Genomic DNA, 20,706 nt, shown 5'->3' on the forward strand with positions numbered 1-20,706 from the left:
CTCTCCACTTGGTGCATTCAGGGGTTTGTAAGGGCTTGGCTCAGTAGGCGTAGCGTCTGAGCATTCGCGACTCGACCACGCCGACCAGCCGGGTCAGCGGGAACGCGACGAGGAAATAGATGACCGCCACCGCGGTGAGGAACTCGACCGGGCGCGCCGTGCTGTTGGAAATGTTCTGGCCGACGAACATCAGGTCAGCGATGCCCACCGAGGAGATCAGCGCGCTCTCCTTGAACAGGCTGACCACGTTGGAAAGCAGCGGCGGAACCGCACGCAGCAGGGCCTGGGGGAAGATCACGTAGAGCACCTTGTTCCAGCGCGCCACGCCGAGCGCGACGCAGGCGTCATGCTGCTCGGAGGGAATCGACTTGAGCGCGCCGCGAAAGGTCTCGCTGGTGATCGCGGTCATGTACAGGGTCAGGGCCAGCGCCACCGACACGAACGGCGGTACCGAAATACCGAACACCACCGGCAGGCAGAAGAAGATCCAGAACAGCTGGATCAGCAAGGGTGTTCCGCGAAACAGCTCCACGTAGAGGCCGGTCGGCACGCTGACGAAGCGGTTTTTCGAGAGGCGCAACAGGCTCAGGAAGAACCCGCCCAGGCTGCCCAGGATCGCGCAGCTGACGGTGAACGCCAGGGTCAGCGCCAGTCCCTTGGCCAGCACCTGCCAGTAAGAAAACACCACCATGAAATCGATCTGCATGAGCTTCTCCTCAACGCGCCAGGGCGCTGTCCTGACGACGCTCCAGCCACTGCACGAACTGCGCGATCGGCAGCGACAGGGCGAGGTAGATCAGGGCAATCAACGAATAGGTTTCCAGCGGGCGATAGGCCTCGGTGGCGATGCTCTTGCCGACGTACATCAGGTCCGCGACGGCGACGATGGCCACCAGCGCACTCTGTTGCAGGATCGAAATGCCGTTGGTCATCAGCACCGGCAGCGCGGTGCGCAGGGACTGCGGCAGAATCACGTACAGCGTGCGCTGCCAAGGCTTGAGCCCCAGGGCGACGCAGGCGTCCAGATGCTCGCGAGGCACCGCCTGAACCCCGGCGCGATAGGCTTCGGCGTTGAAGGCCGTGAGGTTCAGGCCCAGCGCCAGCACGCCCATGGTGATCGGGCCGATGAATACGTCGAACAGCATCGGCACGCAGTAGAAGAACCAGACGATCTGCAGCAACGCCGGGGTGCAGCGAAAGAACTCGATAAACAGCTGCGCCGGCCAGCGGACGAAAAACCAGCGGCTCAGGGTCAGCAGGCACAGGCCGAAGCCCAGCACCACACCCACCACATTGGAGATCAGCGCCAGCTCCAGGGTGACCTTCAGGCCATCCCAGAGCACGCCCCAGTTGCCGGTCAGGAAGTGAAAATCGAACTGATAGTTCATGGTCGCGCCCTCAATCCAGATGCAGCACTTTTTGCAGGAACTCGCGGGTGCGAGGCTCTCTGGGGGAGGTGAAGATCTGCTCGGGCGGGCCCTGCTCGACCACCCTGCCGTTGGCGCAGAACACCACGCGGGTGGCGATGTGTCGGGCGAAGTGCATGTCGTGGGTGACGATGATCATCGCCATCTTTTCTTCGGCCAGTTGCAGCATGACGTTCTGCACCTCGATGACCATTTCCGGGTCCAACGCCGAGGTGACTTCATCGAACAGCATCAACTTGGGTTCGAGCATCAGCGCACGAGCGATGGCCACCCGTTGCTTCTGCCCACCCGAGAGCTGGCTGGGCCAGGCGTTGAGCTTGCTTTCGAGGCCCAGACGGGCAAGAAACAACCGAGCCTTCTCCGTGGCCTGGGCCCGGGACAGGCCATGGACCTTCATTGGCGCGAGGATCAGGTTGCCGAGCACCGAGAGATGCGGGAACAGCGTGTAATGCTGGAACACCATGCCGACCTGGGTCTGCAGGCGCGCGTCCAGCGGCTTGCCGGATTTCTTCGCCTGGCCGTCGATGTACGGCTTGCCCTGAAAACTGATGGTGCCGCCCTGAATGCTCTCCAGCCCCATCATCACCCGCAGCAACGAACTCTTGCCGCTGCCGCTCGGGCCGATGATGACCAGACGGTCGTCGGCGCGCATGTCCAGACTCAGGCGATCCATGACCACCAACCCTTCGCCATAGGATTTGTACACGTCGCGAAGCTGGATGAAGTCGCCGCCTGGCTTGTTGTCGACGAGCGAAACCGGTGGCGTGCTGGCCACGAGATGAGGAACTGTCATATCGGGTTCTCCAGGAAAACGCCGCAAGTTGGCTGTTTTCGGGAATCGGTAAAGTTGCAAAGTGTGAGTTTCAGTACCCGCGGGCAACACTTCACCGCGAGCACTGAACACGTCATGCTCTTGTTGTTTCGATAACACCAATGACTTGCCTGATAGCGGGTTAAATCAGGCGACCGCTTGTGCACCGGTTATTTCAACTAACGAGCCGCACATGAACTGCGCTTCGTCGCTGGCCAGAAACGCCACCAGTGCCGCCACCTCTTCAGGTTTGCCGATGCGCCCGAAGGGCACCATCCGGTCCAGGTCGGCGATGGTGCGACCTGAACGCCTGACCCCGGCTTCGAGCATCGGCGTGTGCACCTCGCCCGGGCAGACGGCATTGACCCGTACCTTGTCCGGCGCGTAATCCCGGGCCAGGTTCTGGGTAAAGGACGCCACCGCCGCCTTGGTCACGTTGTAGGCGATGTGGTTGGGCGCCGGGTACAGCCCCCACTGCGAGGCAGTGTTGACGATGGCCCCGCCACCGGCGGCGATCATGTGCGGCAACACCGCGCGGCACAGATGAAACATCGCATCAAGGTTCACCGCGAAGCTGGCGTGCCAGTCATCTTCGGTCAGCGACAGCAAGTTGCCACGGCGATTGATGCCGGCGTTATTGGCCAGTACATCGATACGCCCGAATGCTTCGAAAACTTGCCGGACCAGATCACGGCAGGCATCACCTGAAGCAATATCCGCCGCAATGGCCACTGCACTTCCACCCTTGCCCGTTATATCGTTGACAACCGCCTGGGCCGCCTCCTTATTCATGTCGGTGACCACCACCGTGGCGCCTTCATCTGCAAAGCGCTGGCATATAGCCGAACCAATTCCGCCACCGCCACCGGTCACAATCACAACTTTGTCTGCAAAGCGTTTCATGTATGAAGTTCCTGTCAGCGAATATAACTGGCGCCGTTGACATCCAGCGTCGCGCCATTGAGAGAGCGTTGTGAGTCGCGCAGCACAAACGCCACCAGTTCCGCCACTTCCGAGGGTTGAGCCATGTCACCAATCGGGATATCAGCCACCGCTGCCGCCTTGCCGAACTGGGCGACGAACTGGTCGGCCATCTCGGTCTTGACCCAACCCGGCGCGATGGCCACCGCCACCACACCCTGGGGGCCGAAGCTTGCAGCCATGGATTTGGTCAGGTTGATCAGCGCCGCCTTGGTCGCGCCATACGGCAGTGCCTGGGCTGAGTAGCCGCGCTGCCCTGCCCGGCTCGCCATGTTGACGATCTTGCCGCCGCCGTTTTCGCGGAAGTGCTTCACGGCCTGACGGCACAGATCCACTGCCGAGAAGAAGTTGACCTGAAACTCGCGGTTCCAGGCAGCGCGCCAGGTATCCACATCGGCATCGATTGAAACCTCGGTACGAATGCCGGCGTTATTGACAAGGCCATCAATGCGCCCGGCCAGGCTCAGCGCCTGATCCCACAGGCCATCGGCGCCACCTTCGGCGGACAGATCGGCCTGGACGATGAAACCGTCGCCGCCCACTCGCGCCAGCAACTGCTCGGCTGCCTGCCGGTCACGGCTGTAGTGGATGATCGGGCGCGCGCCCTCGGCGGCCAGTCGCTCGACAATCGCGCTGCCGATGGCGCCGGACGCGCCAGTGACCAGAATGGTCTGCCCGGCCAGTGGTTGTGCCAGATCGGTCATGGGGCTCTCCCTGAATTGCGCTGAATGAATGTGCCCAGGGTTACTGCGCAGGCTTGGCGTTGGCCAGCACCGATGCCTTGTCCACCAGCGCGTCGATTTCGCCGGTGTCGCGACGTTGGGAGAGATAGATGTTGAGCGCCTGCAGATCGGCCGGGGATGCATCACGGCGCAAACCGAAGGCTACGCCCTGCTTGGCCAGCGCAGGTTTTGGCAGGACCTCTTTGCTCCAGCCCGGGTTGGCCACGGCAAACAGGTGGTTGGTGTCGCTGGCGTCGACCAGCACATCGGCGCGCTTGGACATCACCGCCAGGCGGGTTTCGTCCATGCCGGCCAGGCGCATGATCTTGCCTTGTTTGATGACCGCGGAAATGGCCTTGTCCTGGGCGGTGCCGGACATCACGGCGAAGGTCACGTCAGGTTTGTCGTAGTCGGCGAGGCTGTTTTGCGCGTTGGCGAACTTGGGGTTGTCCTTGTTGATGAGCAAGGACACCTGGTAGTCGGTGGCAGGCACCGAAAAGCTCACGGCCATCGCGCGTTCAGGGGTCTGGTTCAGGGCCATGGCCAGGTCCCATTTGTCGCTTTGCAGCCCGGCCACCAGGTTGTCCCAGTTGGTGTCGACGAACTCGACCTTGACCTTCAGCACACGCTCGCCGAAGTCACGGCACAGGTCGACGAAGTAGCCGCTGTATTCACCGGATTTGGCATCGCGCATGACGTAAGGCGCAGCGACTGCGGCGCCACAACGCAAGACACCGTTTTTCTGCACACCCTGCCAGAGCGAATCGGCGGCCTGCGCCGGGGCCTGGCTGAGCAGCGCACCGGTGGCGGCGGCGCAGAGGAGCATGTTGCGGACGGAACGAGAGAAGGAACGAAGCATTTTTGACCTCACCGATGTATTTGTTTTTGGGCAGAAAGGTACAAGTGCAGCTCATGTACGAGCATGTGCGCCGTCATGTGTGCAGCGCTGTATGCAGATTAGTTTTGAACGAACGAAGCTGTCAACGGGCGGTTGAAATAATTTTTTATGGGGGTGGTATTGCGGTGATCTCACCGTAGCAGCACGGCTTGCCGGCGGGGGCGTCCGCAAGATCGCTCCCGCGGGCAAGCCCGGCTGCTACGAGGTTTGCGTCGTGAGTATCATGTGATTCTGGCCGAAGGCCGTAGGAGCGCGCTTGCCCGCGACTGCGGTGGGTCATTCGACATCGAGGGGTCTGGCCGGGCGCTGTCGCGGGCAAGCGCGCTCCTACGAGGGCTCTCCAAACCCGTAGGAAATCAGCTGCGGCCTATGCCGGTGAACGGCACGTCCACGATCAACATCGGGTCAAGGCTGCGGATGCGTTGTTCGATGTGATAGGCCCCTGCCTCGGCGTAGCGCAGGAAGTGCCGGCTGCACAGCGTGCAAGCCCACACGCCGCAGCGGTTGTAGGGGAAAAATTGTGGGGCGATGGGTGCCTCGACGGACCAGTAATGGGTGCCGTTGGGGTGGTACTCGTCCAGCGTCAGGTCTTCTTCCTCGGCCGCGACCAGGGAAGCGACCTGTTGCAATTGCGATTCCTTGAGTGAAACCGGCAGCCCTTCCCATCCGGCCAGGGATTTGCTGATGCAAGTGCAAGGTTCAGTGACGGCGGCAGAACGCTGGGCCAGTTCCAGCAGTCGGGGCATGGCAAGCGGAGTGAACATGGGCGGCAGACTCTTGGTGAGGTAGGTCTTTGAGCGTGCCGCCATTGTGCCGCGCCGCGCCCTGTCCTGCCTACGGCAAAATCGCTCTGTCGCGATGGTTTCAGCGCACAACGCGACGAGTCAGATGGCCACCCGAAATCGGGTACGAGACGTACAGACCCGAGTCAACCTGTGCCCGCGATGTCTGGGCCAGGTCCCGAACTTTCTGCGCGGCACGCAGCAGCGCGTCCTGCGCCAGTCTGCCCTGCTCCACCGCCTCCACGATGGCGGCGGCCAGGTCATCCAGTCCCGCTTCGCTGGAAACGAGCAACAAGTGAGCACCCGCGCGCAATGAAGCCACGGCAGTCTCTGCCAGGCTGTTGCCACGCAGGATCGATACGGCGTCCAGGTCATCGGAGATGATAAGCCCATCGAAGCCCAGCTCATCGCGCAGCAGGCTGATGACCTTCTGTGAGGTCGATGCCGACTGCTGTTCATCCAGCGCCGGGAACACCGCAGGGCCGGGCATGATCGCCTGCACGCCGGTGGCGATTACTTGCCTGAAGACCTGCAGGCCGTCTTCAAGATCAGCCAGTGAACCGTGCACCGTTGCTTCATTGACTGCTGGATCATGCTCGGTTTGATGGTGCCCCGGGAAGTGTTTGGCCGTGGCAATCACCCCCGCCCTCTGCACGCCACGAATGAATGCGCAGGCGATGCGCGACACTTCGTGCGGGTCGCTTCCCAGGTTGCGATTGTGCAGCCAGGGGTTGGCCCCGGTGACCACATCGACGATGGGCGCGAGGAACAGATTCACCCCCATGACTCGCGCCGCACTGGCCATTTCGTAGCTTCGGGCTTCGATCTCATCGCCGGTCAATTCCTTGAGCGCAGCGGCCGATGGCATGCCCGGCACCAGCCGGTGCAAACGCTGGATACCGCCCAGTTCCTGGTCTACGGCCACCAGCACTGGCACACCCGCCAACGCGGCAGCCTGTTCGGCGATATGGCTGAAATGGGCGTGGGTCTCCGAGCGGCGACGTTCGAAACTCATGTTGCGTGCCAGGTACTCGTCACGGGTTTCGCCCAGCAGGATCGACACCCCGCCGCGTTCGAGATAACGGCGCACGGCATCCGTCAGTTCCAGCCCGGAGAATGCAGGCAGCAGCACCGAATAGGCGGCCCGTTGCAGGTCGATCGACATGGAGTTACCTCGTTTTGCTTGAAGAGCGATGATGCTCGATATCGCTCACTCTAAAGATTAAACGAGCATTGTCAAATTACTTCGCGCACATCGAGCACAAACGATCACAACCAAACACCATGGGATTGCAGTGATTCCGAAGACGCCCCGCCGGCAAGCCGTGCTGCTACGGGGTTGCGGTCGCATCAAAGATCGCGTGAACAACACAAATCCCCGTAGCAGCCGGGCTTGCCCGCGGGAGCGATTTCAAGAACACCGAAGCGAGCAAAGCCGTGCCACCCAGGGAATGGGTGCAGGCATGAAGAACCTGAGAACAGCAAAAACCCCGTAGCAGTCCGGCTTGCCGGCGATTGCGACCTCAAGGGCGCCGTCGCCGGCAAGCCGGACTGCTACGGGATTGGGGAGGCATGCACGGCGTGAAGACCACAAAGTCCTGACGCCGGCAAGCCGGACTGCTACGGCATTACGTGCCCTTCGTGCATCTCATGCATGTTGTGCCCGGCATGGGGATCATCCCCGGCCATATGCATGTGCTCTTGCGGCTGTTGGCGGTCGGTCTCCTCTTGCAGGTAGGCGATCACCTGGCCGATGTCGTTGTCTTCCATGCGCAGGTTGGGCATGGCCACCCTGTTGTAGGCTTCATACAACTTGATCGCCACAGGATCCTTCTCGGCGAGCATCACATCGGGCTCCTTGAGCCAGCGCCCCAGCCACTCGCCGTCGCGCTGACGGGTCACCCCAAGCAGGTCGGGCCCTACCCCACGAATACCAGTGGTCTGCTCACCTTCGTTGCCCAGGGTGTGGCAGGCACTGCAGCGGGTGCGGAAGATCTGTTCGCCCAGGCTTGGAGGCCGTACTTCAGGCGCATCGGCGTAGCTGTTCTGATTGGCGTCGGCCACTTTCCAGTTCTGCAGGCTTTTGCCCAGGTGGTCGGCGAGGATGTAGGGGTTCTCGAACGGCGAGGCTTTCATCCAGCGCCCGGTCGCCTGGTTGCCGACGATCAGGCTCAGGTTGTGATCGGTGGTGCGACCGTTGTCGACACCCTCGATGAACAGCCCAAGCTTGCGCCGCAACTCGACGATGTCGTCCTTGTTGCCGGTCAGGAACTGCCAGCCCGGCGCCACCTTGAACTTGGCCGCGTACTGCTTGAGCACGGCCGGGGTGTCGGTTTCCGGGTCGATGCTGATGGAGTAGAAGAACACGTCACGCCCCACATGATCCCCCAGCAGCTTCTGCACCTGACGCAGGCGCGCAGTCTCCAGCGGGCAGGAGTCGGAGCAGGAGGTGAAGATGAAATTGATCACCACTACCTTGCCCTTGATCAGGTCGTCGAAGAACCGCATGGGCTGTTCGTCCTGGTTGATCAGCACCGTGTTGGGGAAGAAGTCCTTGCCCCAGGGCGTGTCCGGCTGAACATCGCCGGCCACGCCCGGGGCGCTGCCCCAGACCATGGCGATCATCGATACGGTCACAGCAATGGCCGCCTTGCGAAGCATCTGGAACATGACTTCAACCTCCCCGATCCCCCGGATCGCTATTTGCCTTTGCCCGAGCCGGACGAACCGGAACCACCGCCCGAACCCGAGCCGGAACCACCGGAGCCACCACCCGAGCCACCGCCAGAGGAAGAACCGCCGCCGGAGCTGGTGCCACCACTGGCAGTTACCAGTTTCACCGAAGGACCGTTGCCGTCGCCGGTGTAGGCGGTAGGCAGCGCCGCAGAGCTGACGTAGCCCACGCCATCCCAGGTCGGCATCGGGTTGGGCATCAGCTGGAATTGCCCTGGATGCTCGATGTCCCAACGCAGCAGCATGGAGTTGTCCTCGTGCTGGGTGTTGTGGCAGTGCTCCATGTAGGTCCCGGCGAATTCGCGGAAATGGATCGCCATTTCTACGTTGTCGCCACTGTCGGTGCCGATGCGATAGACGTCTTTGCGCGCCCATTTTTCCCACTCAGGTGGAGCCTTGCCGCCACGGCTGAGGATGATCCCTTCCTCGAAGTGCACGTGCACCGGGTGGGTCCAGCCGTTGCCGCCGTTCTGGATTTTCCAGATTTCCAGAGTCCCGGTGCCTTGGTACCCCGCCGAGGTCGGCCCGTTGGCCAGGTGGGTGGAGGCAGACAACCGCCGAGGGTCCATGTTGAAGCCCAGGCCGCCGTCGGTCTTGATGGTCCATGGGGTGGAGTCGGTCCCGTCGGAGCGGCCGAAGATAAAGGTGCGGTGCCGCGCATTGGCCAACAGCGCCTGATCCGCCGCGTTGTCGCGGTGAATCGTCAGCGGGATCATCACCTTGCCTTCTGCCTTGCCGGGCTTGGCCGGTTCGTACGCCACCGGATCCATGCTCAGGTCCTGGCCGGTATAAGGCTTGACGTTGATCTGCATGAACATGCCGACCACCGGATCGCCCTTGTCCCATTGCGGCCCCTTGCTGCCCTGTTTGATCACCGCCTGATACTTGCCGGACAACACGTCGCCCAGCGGCACTTCGCCTTTCGGACCTTTGCCGGTCTCATGTTCGAGGACGTTGACCATGTAGATCTTGTCCCCGGCCTTGATCCCGTTCTTGCCGAAGTTGACGATGATGTCGTAGCGCTCGGCGATGCCTTGGGTTGGCAGGATGCCGAAGTTGTTTTTCAGGTCACCGTCACCGTCCAGGTCCATGGTGCCGTCGAACGGAACGGCGTGTTCCATGATGTTGCCGTCGTTGGCGATCATGTGGAACGGCACCCGGGCGTAGGACACACCGGAGCCTTGCGGCCCTGGGAATTCACCGCCGTTGCCCTTGATTTCGCGCACCATGGCGATCTTCACGTAGCGCGACACCGAACCGTTGAGGATGCGGAAGCGATAGCTGCGGGCGCGCACATCCAGGTACGGTTTGTAGCCCCAGTTCACCACCATCTCATCGCCGAGGAAGCCATCGGTGTTGAACGGGTTGAACCACAGCTGGCCGTTCTGATCCCAGGCCTTGTCCGCCACGGTCAGGTTGACGTCGTAGTCGCGGTTACCCCAGGCCAGGTACGAGCCGCTGGGGAAACGCAGATTGACGCCGTCGTCGATGGCTTCGTTACCGCGGTCCAGGGCGCTGTAGTAGTTCATCATCGCCGCGTTGCCCTTGTAGACGTTCTGGGCGGTGAAATCCATCATGTGGTCGTGGAACCAGTGGGTACTCATGGTCTCGCGCCAGTCGCCACGGATCTTGATGGTGCCGTGGTCGCAGGTCTTGAGGCCTGGCGAGTCATCGTTGACCCACAGGGTTTCGCCCGGCGCACAGGGGAACGCCGCACGCGGATCCTTGGCGTTTGTGTTGATGGTGTCGTAGCCGGCCAGTTGCATCGGCCAGCGATAGTCGTAGTACTGCCCCGGGAAGAAGAACGCGTTGGCATAGCCGTCGCTCTCGGCCGGGTTGTGGCCGTTGTGTTCGTGAGTGGAGATGGTGTGCAGACCGAAGCCCTTGTTGGCGGACGGGTCGATCGGCAGGCCGTTGTAGTGACGCATCAGCACCGGCTGGCCGTAGCGCACCATGAGCAGCTTGGGCGGCAGGGTGCCGTCGAAGGTCCAGACCGAGTTGTGTTCCTGCACCGGCATCAAGGGGTGAATGCGCACGCCGATCCCGCTGGCGGTGCCGCCATGGTTGGTGCTGCCGTCCGGGTAGTAGTTCAGCCCGCCTGGCCCCCACTCCCCGCCTTTGTAATCATGCAGCTGCAAGTGATCGCGGAACCCGCTGTTGCTGTGGGCACCGGTCTGCACGGTCTTGTAGGCGATCTGCGGGTAGAACTCGTTCCAGCGCTGATGGGACCAGCCCTTTCCAGGTGGACGCCCTTCAGCCGGTGCATCCACGCGACGGTTCAGGAAATCCTGAATCTGCGCCTGCCAGGGGTTGCGGTCCAGCGAGTTGGCGTACTGCGTCGGATACGGCGTCAGGCCGGGTGCCGCGAGAAACGCAGCCAGGGCTTCAGGCGACGGGCCGCTGCGGGCGACGCTGGTCGGGTCCTGAGCAGGCCCCGGGCCCAGGGTGGGCGGCGGGAACGGAACTTGCGAGGTCTGGGTTGGATCGAGCTTCGTCGGCCCGAACTCTTCGAACAACAGCACTGGCTGAGTGAATGGCTGGGCCCCGAACAACGGGCTGGGCTTGCCATTGGTGGGGTAATTGAAGCTGGTCTGCGCCGAAGGCGGCAGCACGTTTTCAACCCGGGTCGAGGCGCGCGTGCCCTCTATACCATTGGGCAGGTCCAGCGCACCTTCGTTGGCTTCAGGCAGCGTCAGCAGGTTGTTCAACGCAGCGGCTGGATCCGCAGGCGGATCGGTGTAGGCCGATGGGTCGGTGACTGGAGGTTGATCTTCGTTGTCGATCGGCCCGGCATGGACCGCCGTCAACCCCATACTCAGGGCGATCAATACCGCGGAAGATCCGCGCAAAAGCTGAAGCCCGTTGATGGAGGGGAACTTTAAACGCGTGGGTTGCTTCATGGTGGCTCACCTTCAACTCATGCACAGGGCATTTGTGTTTCATCCAACGGCTGCGGTCAGACGCCGTGGCGTCCGCAGGTATTGGGTGAAGGGGCAAAAGCCTTGCCAGAGTCAGAAAGCGCGCGTTGTGACATTAAAACGATGGCCAGCGGAGTCAGGAAACTCGCGGGTTCCAGTGAAAAATATCGTAACAATTTGATGCAAAAACTTGGCACGGTAAATGTCAGGACCGGGGATTGGTCCCCGCTGCCGGTGGGGAAATTCACGAGGTATTGGGGGTAATACCGAAGGGTTGCAGCCCGGTACGAAGCCGCTTCCTGCGGCTTCACCCGGTTCTTCAGAGCATGTCAGACACGGCTTTCGTCAGCGGCCTGAGCCTGTACGCCGCGACGGCCACCGTGGTCGTCGCCACGGTCATGATTGCCACGGTCACGGCCGTGGTCGTCGCCTGCGCGAGCCTGGTCGGCGCTGTGGTCATCACCTGGCTGGGCATGGCCGCGACGGCCGCCATGATCGTCACCACGGTCATGATTGCCACGGTCACGGCCATGGTCGTCGCCTGCGCGAGCCTGGTCGGCGCTGTGGTCATCACCTGGCTGGGCATGGCCGCGACGGCCGCCATGATCGTCACCACGGTCATGATTGCCACGGTCACGGCCGTGGTCGTCGCCTGCGCGAGCCTGGTCGTTGCCGCGATCGTCCCCTATCTGGGTGTGATCGGCTGCGTGGTTGCCACGGTCGTCGCCCACGTTGTGGTTGGCTTCGTGGTTCGCCTCATGATTGGCTTCGTGGTTGGCCTCATGATTGGCTTCGTGGTTGGCCGCGTGATTCGCCTCATGGTTGGCTTCGTGGTTGGCCTCATGATTTGCATCGTGGTTGGCTGCATGATTGCCATGGTCATCGCCGCGATCATGATTGGCGCCATCGTGGTTGCCGTGGTCGTTACCGGCATGGCCACCTGCGTTGCCACCGTTTCCGCCACCGGCGCCACCGCCGTTGCCGCCGCCATTGCCACCACCCGAGCCGCCGCCTGATCCGCCGCCTGATCCGCCGCCTGATCCGCCGCCGGAGCCGCCACCACCGCCTCCAGAACCGTTGCCACCGCCGCCTCCGCCGTGGCCACCACCACCGCCTCCATTACCACCGCCGCCGCCTCCATTGCCTCCACCACCGCCGCCGTTACCACCACCACCGCCGCCTCCACCGCCACCGCCGCCGTCTTTGGCGTAGGCGCTGCTGGAGTGAGAGATCGAGTCAGGAATCAGCACGGTGGATGCCGACAGCACCCCACCAATGGCAAGAGCAAGGATCGCTTGTTTGAATTGCATAAATACCTCCACCTTCTTGTTCTGGTTATCGAACCGCAAACAAAGCCGGTGCAAATCGAAGACCATTGCCCCCAGGGCAATCGAAACCTCAGCACATCTCGCTTGGGCACAGAAAACAGCCTGTGGCCTCAAAATGCCACGTAGCTACATGTACCGTGAGACCCGGCGCCTGGATCATCCAGTGCCGGACGGTGTTCGTGAGGTGAACACGCGGGCGTTGAGAAATATTCGTTTTTCCGTACGAACGGTCATGGGTGATATTTTCGAATGCGCTCTTTTCATTTCCCGAATTGATGGTCAACATACGCGCCAACTAATAGTGGGCGCGCCCATCATTAACGCAAATGATTTTGTTTCTTAACTTCAAACAATATTAAATCGAGACAAAACAAGCACTTTGCCGGGCACCTGGAAACTGCCAGGTAATGGCACGTTGATAGCGCGGCAGCTCATCGCCTAATAAGTGTTTCAACTTCTGTTTTCAGGATGAAATAGATGCGTCTCTTACTGCTGACAAGTGTGCTGGCCCTTTCCCTGGCCGGCTGTGGTTCCACCCCGAACAATCCGTCCGTGAACATGGAAACTCCCAAGCCCGCCGCTGACTACGCGCAGTGCGTCTTCGAGAAGTGGCAGAAGATCAAGCCAGACACCACGCTGACCGAGACCAAGGGTCATTACAAGTTGCTGGTGTCCGGCAAAGTGGCCCAGGACGATATCCTCGAAGTGTTCAAGGGCAACCCCAATACTCGCGCCTTCCTCTATCAGCGCGCGCCACTGGCCTCGGCGTTCGGCAAGAGTGCTCTGGAGAAAGCGGCACGCGACTGCCTGTAGGTCGCGGCCAAGGCCCGGTGATGCAATCGGGCTGAACTTCGTATTTCCGATTTCCTCAGAGAACCATATCGCCCGACCTGTCGGGCGCTGTTCAACTCAAGAGGAATCACCATCATGAGCACGACCCTCACCGGCAAGAAAGTCCTGATCATCACCGCCAACACCGGCATCGAACGCGATGAGCTGCTCAAGCCGCTGCAAGCCTTGCAAGGCATGGGCGCGACGGTGACCCACGCGACCATCAAGGGCGGTGACGCGCAGACCTTCCTGCACGACACCGAGAAAGACACCAGCGTCACCTCCGATACGCGCCTCGCCGGATTGTCCGCCGCCGAGTTCGACGCGCTGGTCATTCCTGGCGGCACGGTCAACGCCGACACCCTGCGCCAGGACGCCGATGCCCAGCGTCTGGTCAAGGAATTCGCCGACGCCGGCAAGACGGTCGCCGCGATCTGCCACGGCCCCTGGCTGCTGATCGACGCGGGCGTGGTCGGCGGCAAGACGCTGACGTCCTACCCCAGCGTGCGCATCGACTTGCTCAACGCCAAGGCTGCCGACTGGGTCGACACCCAGGTCAAGGCGTGCCCGGCCAACGGCTGGACGCTGATTACCTCGCGCACGCCAGACGACCTGCCAGCCTTCAACGAAGCCATCGGCAAAGCCCTCCTCGCCGCCTGATTCGTTGTCAGACGCCCACGCCGCATGCCGCGGCGTCGGCTTGAACGAAAATACTTGCAACCAATTTTTTCGCGGCCCGTCGACATCACAAAGGCCTGCGCGATTCTCGCGAGCGCCAGTCAGAGGCTCGCCCATGATTGCGATCATCGTCCCCGCCCACAACGAAGAAGAATTCCTGGATGACTGCATCCGTTCATTGATCGCAGCGTCCCGCCACGACGGGCTCGAGGGCGAGGCGGTAGAAATCCTGGTCATGCTCGACGACTGCTCCGACAATTCGGCCATGATTGCGCAGGCCCATGGCGTGTTGACCGTCGCCTGCAGCCATCGCAACGTCGGCATGACCCGCGCCGCCGGCGCCCAGCGCATGCTCGAACGCGGTGCCCGCTGGCTGGCCTTCACCGACGCCGACACCGTGGTGCCTCACGGCTGGCTGACGCAGCAGGTCGCCCTGAGCGCCGATGCCGTGTGCGGCGTGGTTCAGGTCACCGACTGGTCGGAACACCCGCCTCATGTGCAGATTCATTACGACGCCCATTACCGGTTCGTCGAAGACCACCGGCACATCCACGGCGCCAACCTGGGGGTGTCTTCGACGGCCTATGTGCGGGCCGGCGGTTTCCGCGCCTTGCCTGCCCACGAGGACGTGCACCTGGTGCAAGACCTCGAACGCAGCGGCGCGCAGATCGTCTGGACCGCCCGCAACAGCGTCATCACCAGCGCACGCAAGGCATGCCGCTGCCGGGAAGGTTTTGGCGATTACCTAAATTCACTGGCCAGTTCTTCGTTATTAAGCTAACCCTGAGTACGCGCAGAGATCCGGGGGCCTGTTCCGGATTGTCGACGTTGCGCCCAGGCGATCCTCATCAGAGCGGGAAAGCGAGTGATGCAACCGATAAAGAACCGGGCCAACCCCGGCGACGACACACTGGGGGGCGGCATGCCCAGCGCCAGTGTCGCGATGCCGAACACCACGCACTGGTTCAAACGCCTGCTGGCCTTTACCGGCCCGGGTTATATGGTCGCCGTAGGTTATATGGACCCCGGCAACTGGGCCACCGACATTGCCGGTGGTTCGCAATTCGGCTACCTGTTGCTGTCGGTGATTCTGCTGTCCAACCTCATGGCGATTGCGTTGCAGGCGCTCTCGGCGCGGTTGGGCATCGTCACCGGCTGGGACCTTGCCCGGGCCTGCCGCGAGCGCTATAGCCGCCCGGTGTGCATTGCCCTGTGGCTGGCCTGTGAAATCGCGATTATCGCCTGCGACCTGGCCGAGGTAATCGGGACGGCGATTGCCCTGAACCTGCTGTTCGGCATCCCGCTGGTGTGGGGCGCGGTGCTGTCGGCCATCGATGTATTCCTGATCTTGCTGCTGATGGGCAAAGGTTTTCGGGCGCTGGAGGCGTTCGTCATTGCGTTGCTGCTGATTATCTTCGGCTGCTTCGCGATCCAGATGGTGCTTGCCCGCCCGGACATGGCCGAACTCTTCGCAGGCTTCATTCCCAAGGCCGAAATCGTCACCAACCCTGCGGCGCTGTACCTGGCCATCGGCATCATTGGCGCGACGGTGATGCCCCACAACCTGTACCTGCACTCCTCCATCGTGCAGACCCGCGCCTACCCGCGCACCGATGAGGGCCGGCGCATCGGCCTGCGCTGGGCGGTGACGGACAGCACCATCGCACTGACGCTGGCGCTGTTCGTCAACGCAGCGATCCTGATCACCGCCGCCACGGTGTTTCACAAGGCGGGCAAGACCGACGTGGTGGAAATCGAGCAGGCTTATCACCTGCTCTCGCCGATGCTCGGGGTGGGGATAGCCTCAGCGCTGTTCGCCATTGCGCTGCTGGCGTCCGGGATCAACTCCACGGTAACCGCCACCCTGGCCGGGCAGATCGTGATGGAGGGGTTCCTGCGCCTCAAACTGCCGGGTTGGGTGCGACGCCTGCTGACCCGGGGTCTGGCGATCATTCCGGTGATTGTGGTGACCAGTCTTTATGGTGCGGAAGGAACGGCGAAGTTGCTGGTGTTGAGCCAGGTGATACTGTCGATGCAATTGCCGTTCGCGATCGTGCCGCTGGTGCGTTTCGTATCGGACCGGAAGTTGATGGGCAGTTTCGTCACCGGGCCGGTGTTGACGGGGCTGGCGTGGGGGATTGCGTTGTTGATTATCGGATTGAACCTGGTGTTGCTGGTAGGGATGGCAATGGCATGAACCGTAGCAGTCCGGCCGGGCGGGGTTCCGCTTGCCGTCGGGGTTCCAGCGATTACCTGTGGGAGCGGGCTTGCCCGCGAAGGCGGTAGGTCATTCAACATCAAGGTGTCTGACCTGACGCTTTCGCGGGCAAGCCCGCTCCCACAGGGGATCGAGATCGATCCGCGGGCAAGTCCGGCGGCTACGGGACTGAGGGGCGATATCGGTTGCCCCCCGCTTACATCAATGCATCTTGCTGTGATCGTGGCCCATGTCCATCTGGCTCGACATGGCCTTGGCGGGGGCCGTGACCTGCACTTCTTCGCGCACGCCCTTGTCGTTCTCGATGATCAGGGTCAGTGGCACCTGATCCCCCTCCTTGATCGCCCCGGTCAACCCCATCAGCATCACGTGGTACCCGTCCGGGTCCAGCGACACCGCCTTGCCCGCAGGCAACGCCACCGAATCCACCGGGCCCATGCGCATCACGTCATCGGTCATGCTCATCTGGTGAATCTGCACGTCCCTGGCCACCGGCGAGCTGACGCTGAGCAGCTTGCTGTCGGTATCGGCGGTGATGCGCATGAACGCGCCCGACGTCGGCTGCCCCTGCACCGTGGTGCGCACCCAGGCATCGTCCACGCGGGTCTGCGCCATGGCCGACAGGCTCACACCCAGCAGCAACGAGAAAGCCAGTACGGATTTGGAAAACAGAGCGGTCATCAGCAGACCTCCATGACAGTGGTCAGATCTTCCGCGCATTGTTTGGCGGACAGTGATGGCGACAGGCCCAGACGCAGGTTGCCCCGGGAGTCGAAGACGAAACTGGTGGCGGTGTGGGACATGGTGTATGTCTCACCGGCCGGGACTTTTTCGTAGAACACCCCGAACTCCTTGGCCACGTGCTGCGTCTGCTCCAGGGTGCCGCGCAGGGCGACGAAGCTTGGGTCGAACTGCTTGACGTAGGCGTCGAGGATCTCTGGCGTGTCGCGCTCGGGGTCGACAGTGATGAAGATCACCTGCAGCGTCTTGCCGTCCTCGCCCATGATCTTCTTGATCTGGGCCGCGCGGGCAAGGGCCGTCGGGCAGACTGCCGGGCATTGGGTGAAACCGAAGAACACCATCGGCATCAGCCCCCGATAACTGGACAGGGTCTTCACCTCGCCCTGAGTGTCGGTGAGCTTGAAGGTACGGCCCATGATCTTGTTGGACAGATCCTTGCCGTATTTGAAATCCAGCGCGGTGGTCGAGCCATCGCAGCCCGCAAGCAGGCCCAGGCCCAGCACGCTGATGCCGGTCAGGACCTGACGGCGGGTCAATAAATCATTCATGTGACGAACTCTCTGAAGCAGCGGCCAGCGTTGGCGCCAGCCTTTACTCGCCCGGCCTGCAGCCTTCTAGGCCCCAGGGCGGGCGACGCCAAACAGTCAGCGGGTTTCGCGGCCAGCGTTCAGGGCGCCTGGGGCGAAAGACCGGGGAAGAGATGTCGCGGAGGTTTGCGCAGCAGGTAGTCCGAACGCGGCACGCGCTTGCGCAAGGTGCGCGCCAGCCAGCCCAGGCCGATGTAGAACACCAGCGCCAGGGCCAGGCTGCCGGCGAAGGCGCAATCGGTCATGGACAGTTTCATCAGTTGCGCGTGATCGCCCATCTGCGCCATGTCCATCTGCCCCGACATCCCATGGTCGGCACTGCAATCGGCCGATGGGCCGGCCTGATTGAACGCCCGCAGCATCTGTCCATGGCTGGTACTGCACACAAGCCCGGTGAACAGGATGGCGCCGTAGAGCATCCAGGCAATGAGCGATTGGTGGGTTCGGACGAGTTTCATGGGGCCGCATTCTACCTGCTTGCGCCCCCCGAGATGTAACGGGGCCGGACTTGCGGGTGCGACAAAACCGCGCATCTCTATCAGCCTGGTTTATTTGACCTGAAATCTCTCGGAACCCCGCGCCCGGGTCAGTGCCGAATGTCAGGAGCTGCTCGACAGCCAGATACCTCAGGGAGCACTTCAGGCATGGCGGACACCGCACTCACCCTCGACGCGCTGCTGGCCGATTTTGCCCGGCGTCCCAACCCGCCCATGAGCGGCGACGCGCTGGCCGAAGCCATGCGCCTGTGCATCGAGCACGGCCTGGACCAACTGCCCTTGCCCGCCAGCGGCCAGACCCTGGCGCGCTGGCAGCAACTGGCAGCCGTGGGCGGCATCGATCTGGCGCTGCTCAAGCTGTACGAGGGTCACACCGATGCCCTGGCGATCCTCGCCGAGTTGTCTTTCAACCCGTTTTTCCTGCCCGGCATCTGGGGTGTCTGGGCGGCCGAGCCGCCGGATGCGCGTGTCTCTATCGTCCAGCAACAAGGCACCGAAGTGCTGCTGCGCGGCCGCAAGGCGTGGTGTTCCGGCGCCCGGCAGATCGACTACGCGCTGCTGACGGTCTGGGGCGCGGACGATCAACCGCAACTGGTCGCGGTGCGCCTGGACAGCCCCGGCGTGAGTGTCGACGGCCAGGCCTGGCAGGCAGTCGGGATGGCCAGCACCGCCAGTGTCGACGTGCACTTCGACGGCGTGGTGGGCCACAGCGTCGGCGGGCCCGGCGCCTACTTGAGCAGGCCCGGATTCTGGCACGGCGGCGCAGGCATCGCTGCGGCGTGGTATGGCGCGGCGGTGGCGCTGGCCAAGGCCCTGCGCGAGCAGCGTGGCAAAGGCCGCGACGACCCTCATGGGGACGCACACCTGGGCGCGGTAGATGCCGCGTTGTGCGGCGCGGCAGCGGCCCTGCGCGAATGCGCCGCGTGGATCGACGCCCATCCCCGGGATGACGCGCAACTGGCAGTGCAACGCCTGCGCGCCCAGGTGGAAATGACTGTCGAACAGGTGTGTCAGCACGTGGGCCGCGCACTGGGCGCCACGCCATTCTGTCGCGACTCGCACTTTGCCCGGCTGGCAGTGGATTTGCCGGTCTTTATTCGTCAGAGCCACGCCGAACGGGATCTGGCGCACCTGGGCCAGTTACTGGCCAAACAGGAAACGGAGGATTGGACCCTATGAACATGGCCCTGAGTAACTCAGATCCCTTTGGCGTGCGTGGCACACCCTTGACCGACTGGCAGACCAGCCCGGCACTGCAAGGCGTGCGCCCCATTACCCTCAGCGAACTGGTGCCCACCGGCTCGCGGCTGGTGGTGCTGGCGCCCCATCCGGACGACGAAATCCTCGCCTGCGGTGGCCTGCTGGCGGGGATGGTCGGGCGGCGCAATCCTGTTCAACTGATCTCGGTGACTGATGGCGAGGCCAGCCATGCGGATTCGCCGCAGTGGCCACAGATGATGCTGCGTCTGGAGCGGCGCAAGGAAAGCGAGCGCGCCGTCGCCCGGCTGGGCTTCGATGTGCAGCGTCTGTGCTGGCAACGCCTGGGCATCGCCGACGGCCAGGTGGCGGATCGGGCGGAATCGCTGATCGCCCTGCTCAGCGAAGACCTGGGGTCTGACGATGTGGTGATCACCACCTGGCGGCATGACGGCCACTGCGATCACGAAGCCGTAGGCCATTGCGCCGCTCAGGCAGCGGCCAATACCGGTGCGACCTTGCTTGAGACACCGGTGTGGGCCTGGCACTGGGCCGAGCCCAACGACCCACGAATCCCCTGGGCCCATGCACGCAAGCTGGTGCTCAATGAAGAGCAGCAGCGGCGCAAGCGCTGGGCCATCGAAGCCCATGCCACCCAGTTGCAGACCGACTCCAGCACCGGTAGCGCCCCGGTCTTGGCCCCGGATACGCTGGAGCGCATGCTGCAGCCTTTCGAACTGGTGTTCCTGTGAGCCTGCCTGCCGACTACTTCGATGAACTGTTCGCCGACAGCGACGATCCTTGGGCGTTTCGCACCCGCTGGTACGAGCAGCGCAAACGCGACCTGACCCTGGCCGCACTGCCCCGCCAGCGCTATGAGCGGGCGTTCGAACCCGGCTGCGCCAACGGCGAGCTGAGCGTGGCGTTGGCCCGGCGTTGCGACAGCCTGGTGTGCATGGACCTCTGCCCGCGCGCCGTGGAACTGGCCGTGCAGCGGCTCAAGCGGTTTTCCAAAGCCAGGGTCGTGCAGGGCCGGTTGCCGGAGGACTGGCCCGAAGGCGCGTTCGACCTGATCGTGGTCAGCGAGTGGGCCTATTACCTGACGCCTGCGTCCTTTATCGAGGTGATCGACCACATGCTCGCCAGCCTGACGCCCGACGGCGCCGTGCTGGCCTGCCACTGGCTGCAACCGATCGACGGCTGCGCCATGACCGGACGCGAGGCCCACAGCCTGCTGCATTCAAGGCTGCGACTGCATCGCACGCTGCGCCACGAGGAACCGGATTTCCTGCTGGAGGTGTGGAGCAGACAGCCTGGCGGCATCAATCTGGATGAGCAGGTTCGGGAGGACTGAACT

The 20,706-nt window shown here is 62.8% G+C and carries 22 protein-coding genes; 9 read left to right on the forward strand and 13 right to left on the reverse strand.

Annotated elements, in window-relative coordinates; genetic code table 11:
* Positions 1–40: 40 nt before the first annotated feature.
* The 10 genes from ACIPOO_RS13420 to ACIPOO_RS13465 all read right to left on the reverse strand — a co-directional run bounded on the left by ACIPOO_RS13420 (position 41) and on the right by ACIPOO_RS13465 (position 11,167).
* A complete protein-coding gene (locus tag ACIPOO_RS13420; protein WP_274133912.1) occupies positions 41–706 on the reverse strand; it encodes an amino acid ABC transporter permease in 666 nt (221 codons plus the stop codon).
* A 10-nt stretch (positions 707–716) separates the two neighbouring features.
* The gene (locus ACIPOO_RS13425; RefSeq protein ID WP_400607470.1) at positions 717–1,388 is read right to left on the reverse strand and encodes an amino acid ABC transporter permease; all 672 of its coding nucleotides are present in this window, start codon (positions 1,386–1,388) and stop codon (positions 717–719) included.
* Positions 1,389–1,398: 10 nt separating this feature from the next.
* On the reverse strand, positions 1,399–2,220 hold the full coding sequence (locus tag ACIPOO_RS13430; protein WP_274133914.1) for an amino acid ABC transporter ATP-binding protein: 822 nt from the start codon (positions 2,218–2,220) through the stop codon (positions 1,399–1,401).
* A gap of 165 nt (positions 2,221–2,385) precedes the next feature.
* The gene (locus tag ACIPOO_RS13435; protein WP_400607473.1) at positions 2,386–3,141 is read right to left on the reverse strand and encodes an SDR family NAD(P)-dependent oxidoreductase; all 756 of its coding nucleotides are present in this window, start codon (positions 3,139–3,141) and stop codon (positions 2,386–2,388) included.
* A 14-nt stretch (positions 3,142–3,155) separates the two neighbouring features.
* Positions 3,156–3,923, reverse strand: coding sequence for an SDR family NAD(P)-dependent oxidoreductase (locus ACIPOO_RS13440; protein ID WP_400607476.1), 768 nt, complete (start codon positions 3,921–3,923; stop codon positions 3,156–3,158).
* Between the two features lie 40 nt (positions 3,924–3,963).
* Entirely contained in the window at positions 3,964–4,800 is an 837-nt protein-coding gene (locus ACIPOO_RS13445) for a transporter substrate-binding domain-containing protein (protein ID WP_400607479.1), read from the reverse strand.
* A gap of 395 nt (positions 4,801–5,195) precedes the next feature.
* Positions 5,196–5,603 carry a hypothetical protein gene (locus ACIPOO_RS13450; RefSeq protein WP_400607481.1) on the reverse strand — a complete coding sequence of 136 codons (408 nt, stop codon included), beginning with the start codon at positions 5,601–5,603 and terminating at the stop codon, positions 5,196–5,198.
* A gap of 100 nt (positions 5,604–5,703) precedes the next feature.
* Positions 5,704–6,786: a glycoside hydrolase family 3 N-terminal domain-containing protein gene (locus ACIPOO_RS13455; RefSeq protein ID WP_400607484.1), complete on the reverse strand. Its 1,083-nt coding sequence runs from the start codon at positions 6,784–6,786 to the stop codon at positions 5,704–5,706.
* 455 nt (positions 6,787–7,241) lie between these two features.
* Positions 7,242–8,282 (reverse strand): SCO family protein, encoded by a 1,041-nt coding sequence (locus ACIPOO_RS13460; protein WP_400607778.1) that lies wholly within the window; start codon positions 8,280–8,282, stop codon positions 7,242–7,244.
* A gap of 38 nt (positions 8,283–8,320) precedes the next feature.
* Positions 8,321–11,167, reverse strand: a complete 2,847-nt coding sequence (locus tag ACIPOO_RS13465) for a multicopper oxidase domain-containing protein (RefSeq protein ID WP_400607780.1) — start codon at positions 11,165–11,167, stop codon at positions 8,321–8,323.
* A gap of 431 nt (positions 11,168–11,598) precedes the next feature.
* Here ACIPOO_RS13465 and ACIPOO_RS13470 point away from each other — a divergent pair, with 431 nt between their 5' ends.
* The 6 genes from ACIPOO_RS13470 (at position 11,599) to ACIPOO_RS13495 (ending at position 16,306) form a co-directional block, all read left to right on the forward strand.
* Positions 11,599–12,288 (forward strand): hypothetical protein, encoded by a 690-nt coding sequence (locus ACIPOO_RS13470; RefSeq protein WP_400607487.1) that lies wholly within the window; start codon positions 11,599–11,601, stop codon positions 12,286–12,288.
* 81 nt (positions 12,289–12,369) lie between these two features.
* Complete coding sequence (locus tag ACIPOO_RS13475; RefSeq protein ID WP_400607490.1) at positions 12,370–12,726, forward strand: hypothetical protein; 357 nt, start codon at positions 12,370–12,372, stop codon at positions 12,724–12,726.
* Between the two features lie 351 nt (positions 12,727–13,077).
* Entirely contained in the window at positions 13,078–13,413 is a 336-nt protein-coding gene (locus ACIPOO_RS13480; RefSeq protein WP_274133921.1) for a hypothetical protein, read from the forward strand.
* Between the two features lie 114 nt (positions 13,414–13,527).
* The gene (locus ACIPOO_RS13485) at positions 13,528–14,091 is read left to right on the forward strand and encodes a type 1 glutamine amidotransferase domain-containing protein (protein WP_274133922.1); all 564 of its coding nucleotides are present in this window, start codon (positions 13,528–13,530) and stop codon (positions 14,089–14,091) included.
* 133 nt (positions 14,092–14,224) lie between these two features.
* Positions 14,225–14,890 carry a glycosyltransferase family 2 protein gene (locus ACIPOO_RS13490; protein ID WP_274133923.1) on the forward strand — a complete coding sequence of 222 codons (666 nt, stop codon included), beginning with the start codon at positions 14,225–14,227 and terminating at the stop codon, positions 14,888–14,890.
* Positions 14,891–15,031: 141 nt separating this feature from the next.
* Positions 15,032–16,306 (forward strand): Nramp family divalent metal transporter, encoded by a 1,275-nt coding sequence (locus tag ACIPOO_RS13495; protein WP_400607782.1) that lies wholly within the window; start codon positions 15,032–15,034, stop codon positions 16,304–16,306.
* Positions 16,307–16,528: 222 nt separating this feature from the next.
* Here the strand turns inward: ACIPOO_RS13495 and ACIPOO_RS13500 are convergent, their stop codons facing one another.
* From ACIPOO_RS13500 to ACIPOO_RS13510, 3 genes are all read right to left on the reverse strand, one after another.
* Entirely contained in the window at positions 16,529–17,008 is a 480-nt protein-coding gene (locus ACIPOO_RS13500) for a copper chaperone PCu(A)C (RefSeq protein ID WP_400607493.1), read from the reverse strand.
* Positions 17,008–17,616: an SCO family protein gene (locus ACIPOO_RS13505; RefSeq protein ID WP_400607495.1), complete on the reverse strand. Its 609-nt coding sequence runs from the start codon at positions 17,614–17,616 to the stop codon at positions 17,008–17,010. Before ACIPOO_RS13505 ends, ACIPOO_RS13500 begins: the two co-directional genes overlap by 1 nt.
* Before the next feature lie 119 nt (positions 17,617–17,735).
* On the reverse strand, positions 17,736–18,113 hold the full coding sequence (locus tag ACIPOO_RS13510) for a DUF2946 family protein (protein WP_400607498.1): 378 nt from the start codon (positions 18,111–18,113) through the stop codon (positions 17,736–17,738).
* A 186-nt stretch (positions 18,114–18,299) separates the two neighbouring features.
* Here ACIPOO_RS13510 and ACIPOO_RS13515 point away from each other — a divergent pair, with 186 nt between their 5' ends.
* Genes ACIPOO_RS13515 through ACIPOO_RS13525 form a run of 3 tightly spaced genes read left to right on the forward strand, consistent with a single transcriptional unit; the run spans position 18,300 to position 20,703 of the window.
* The gene (locus ACIPOO_RS13515; protein ID WP_400607500.1) at positions 18,300–19,331 is read left to right on the forward strand and encodes an acyl-CoA dehydrogenase family protein; all 1,032 of its coding nucleotides are present in this window, start codon (positions 18,300–18,302) and stop codon (positions 19,329–19,331) included.
* The gene (locus ACIPOO_RS13520) at positions 19,328–20,101 is read left to right on the forward strand and encodes a PIG-L deacetylase family protein (RefSeq protein ID WP_400607503.1); all 774 of its coding nucleotides are present in this window, start codon (positions 19,328–19,330) and stop codon (positions 20,099–20,101) included. Before ACIPOO_RS13515 ends, ACIPOO_RS13520 begins: the two co-directional genes overlap by 4 nt.
* Complete coding sequence (locus ACIPOO_RS13525) at positions 20,098–20,703, forward strand: class I SAM-dependent DNA methyltransferase (RefSeq protein WP_400607505.1); 606 nt, start codon at positions 20,098–20,100, stop codon at positions 20,701–20,703. The genes ACIPOO_RS13520 and ACIPOO_RS13525 overlap by 4 nt, the downstream gene beginning before the upstream one ends.
* Positions 20,704–20,706: the final 3 nt, after the last annotated feature.

The sequence above is a fragment of the Pseudomonas sp. NPDC090201 genome (genome assembly GCF_044746825.1).
GTDB lineage: Bacteria > Pseudomonadota > Gammaproteobacteria > Pseudomonadales > Pseudomonadaceae > Aquipseudomonas > Aquipseudomonas putida_AD.

Excerpts from the sequence above, each read along its gene's own strand:
- ACIPOO_RS13430 (WP_274133914.1), bottom strand. The coding sequence starts at position 2,220 with ATGACAGTTCCTCATCTCGTGGCCAGCACGCCACCGGTTTCGCTCGTC.
- ACIPOO_RS13505 (WP_400607495.1), bottom strand. The coding sequence starts at position 17,616 with ATGAATGATTTATTGACCCGCCGTCAGGTCCTGACCGGCATCAGCGTG.
- ACIPOO_RS13445 (WP_400607479.1), bottom strand. The coding sequence starts at position 4,800 with ATGCTTCGTTCCTTCTCTCGTTCCGTCCGCAACATGCTCCTCTGCGCC.
- ACIPOO_RS13435 (WP_400607473.1), bottom strand. The coding sequence starts at position 3,141 with ATGAAACGCTTTGCAGACAAAGTTGTGATTGTGACCGGTGGCGGTGGC.
- ACIPOO_RS13515 (WP_400607500.1), top strand. The coding sequence starts at position 18,300 with ATGGCGGACACCGCACTCACCCTCGACGCGCTGCTGGCCGATTTTGCC.
- ACIPOO_RS13420 (WP_274133912.1), bottom strand. The coding sequence starts at position 706 with ATGCAGATCGATTTCATGGTGGTGTTTTCTTACTGGCAGGTGCTGGCC.
- ACIPOO_RS13500 (WP_400607493.1), bottom strand. The coding sequence starts at position 17,008 with ATGACCGCTCTGTTTTCCAAATCCGTACTGGCTTTCTCGTTGCTGCTG.
- ACIPOO_RS13460 (WP_400607778.1), bottom strand. The coding sequence starts at position 8,282 with ATGCTTCGCAAGGCGGCCATTGCTGTGACCGTATCGATGATCGCCATG.
- ACIPOO_RS13440 (WP_400607476.1), bottom strand. The coding sequence starts at position 3,923 with ATGACCGATCTGGCACAACCACTGGCCGGGCAGACCATTCTGGTCACT.
- ACIPOO_RS13480 (WP_274133921.1), top strand. The coding sequence starts at position 13,078 with ATGCGTCTCTTACTGCTGACAAGTGTGCTGGCCCTTTCCCTGGCCGGC.
- ACIPOO_RS13465 (WP_400607780.1), bottom strand. The coding sequence starts at position 11,167 with ATGGGGTTGACGGCGGTCCATGCCGGGCCGATCGACAACGAAGATCAA.
- ACIPOO_RS13495 (WP_400607782.1), top strand. The coding sequence starts at position 15,032 with ATGCCCAGCGCCAGTGTCGCGATGCCGAACACCACGCACTGGTTCAAA.
- ACIPOO_RS13510 (WP_400607498.1), bottom strand. The coding sequence starts at position 18,113 with ATGAAACTCGTCCGAACCCACCAATCGCTCATTGCCTGGATGCTCTAC.
- ACIPOO_RS13450 (WP_400607481.1), bottom strand. The coding sequence starts at position 5,603 with ATGTTCACTCCGCTTGCCATGCCCCGACTGCTGGAACTGGCCCAGCGT.
- ACIPOO_RS13425 (WP_400607470.1), bottom strand. The coding sequence starts at position 1,388 with ATGAACTATCAGTTCGATTTTCACTTCCTGACCGGCAACTGGGGCGTG.
- ACIPOO_RS13520 (WP_400607503.1), top strand. The coding sequence starts at position 19,328 with ATGAACATGGCCCTGAGTAACTCAGATCCCTTTGGCGTGCGTGGCACA.
- ACIPOO_RS13470 (WP_400607487.1), top strand. The coding sequence starts at position 11,599 with ATGTCAGACACGGCTTTCGTCAGCGGCCTGAGCCTGTACGCCGCGACG.
- ACIPOO_RS13490 (WP_274133923.1), top strand. The coding sequence starts at position 14,225 with ATGATTGCGATCATCGTCCCCGCCCACAACGAAGAAGAATTCCTGGAT.
- ACIPOO_RS13485 (WP_274133922.1), top strand. The coding sequence starts at position 13,528 with ATGAGCACGACCCTCACCGGCAAGAAAGTCCTGATCATCACCGCCAAC.
- ACIPOO_RS13455 (WP_400607484.1), bottom strand. The coding sequence starts at position 6,786 with ATGTCGATCGACCTGCAACGGGCCGCCTATTCGGTGCTGCTGCCTGCA.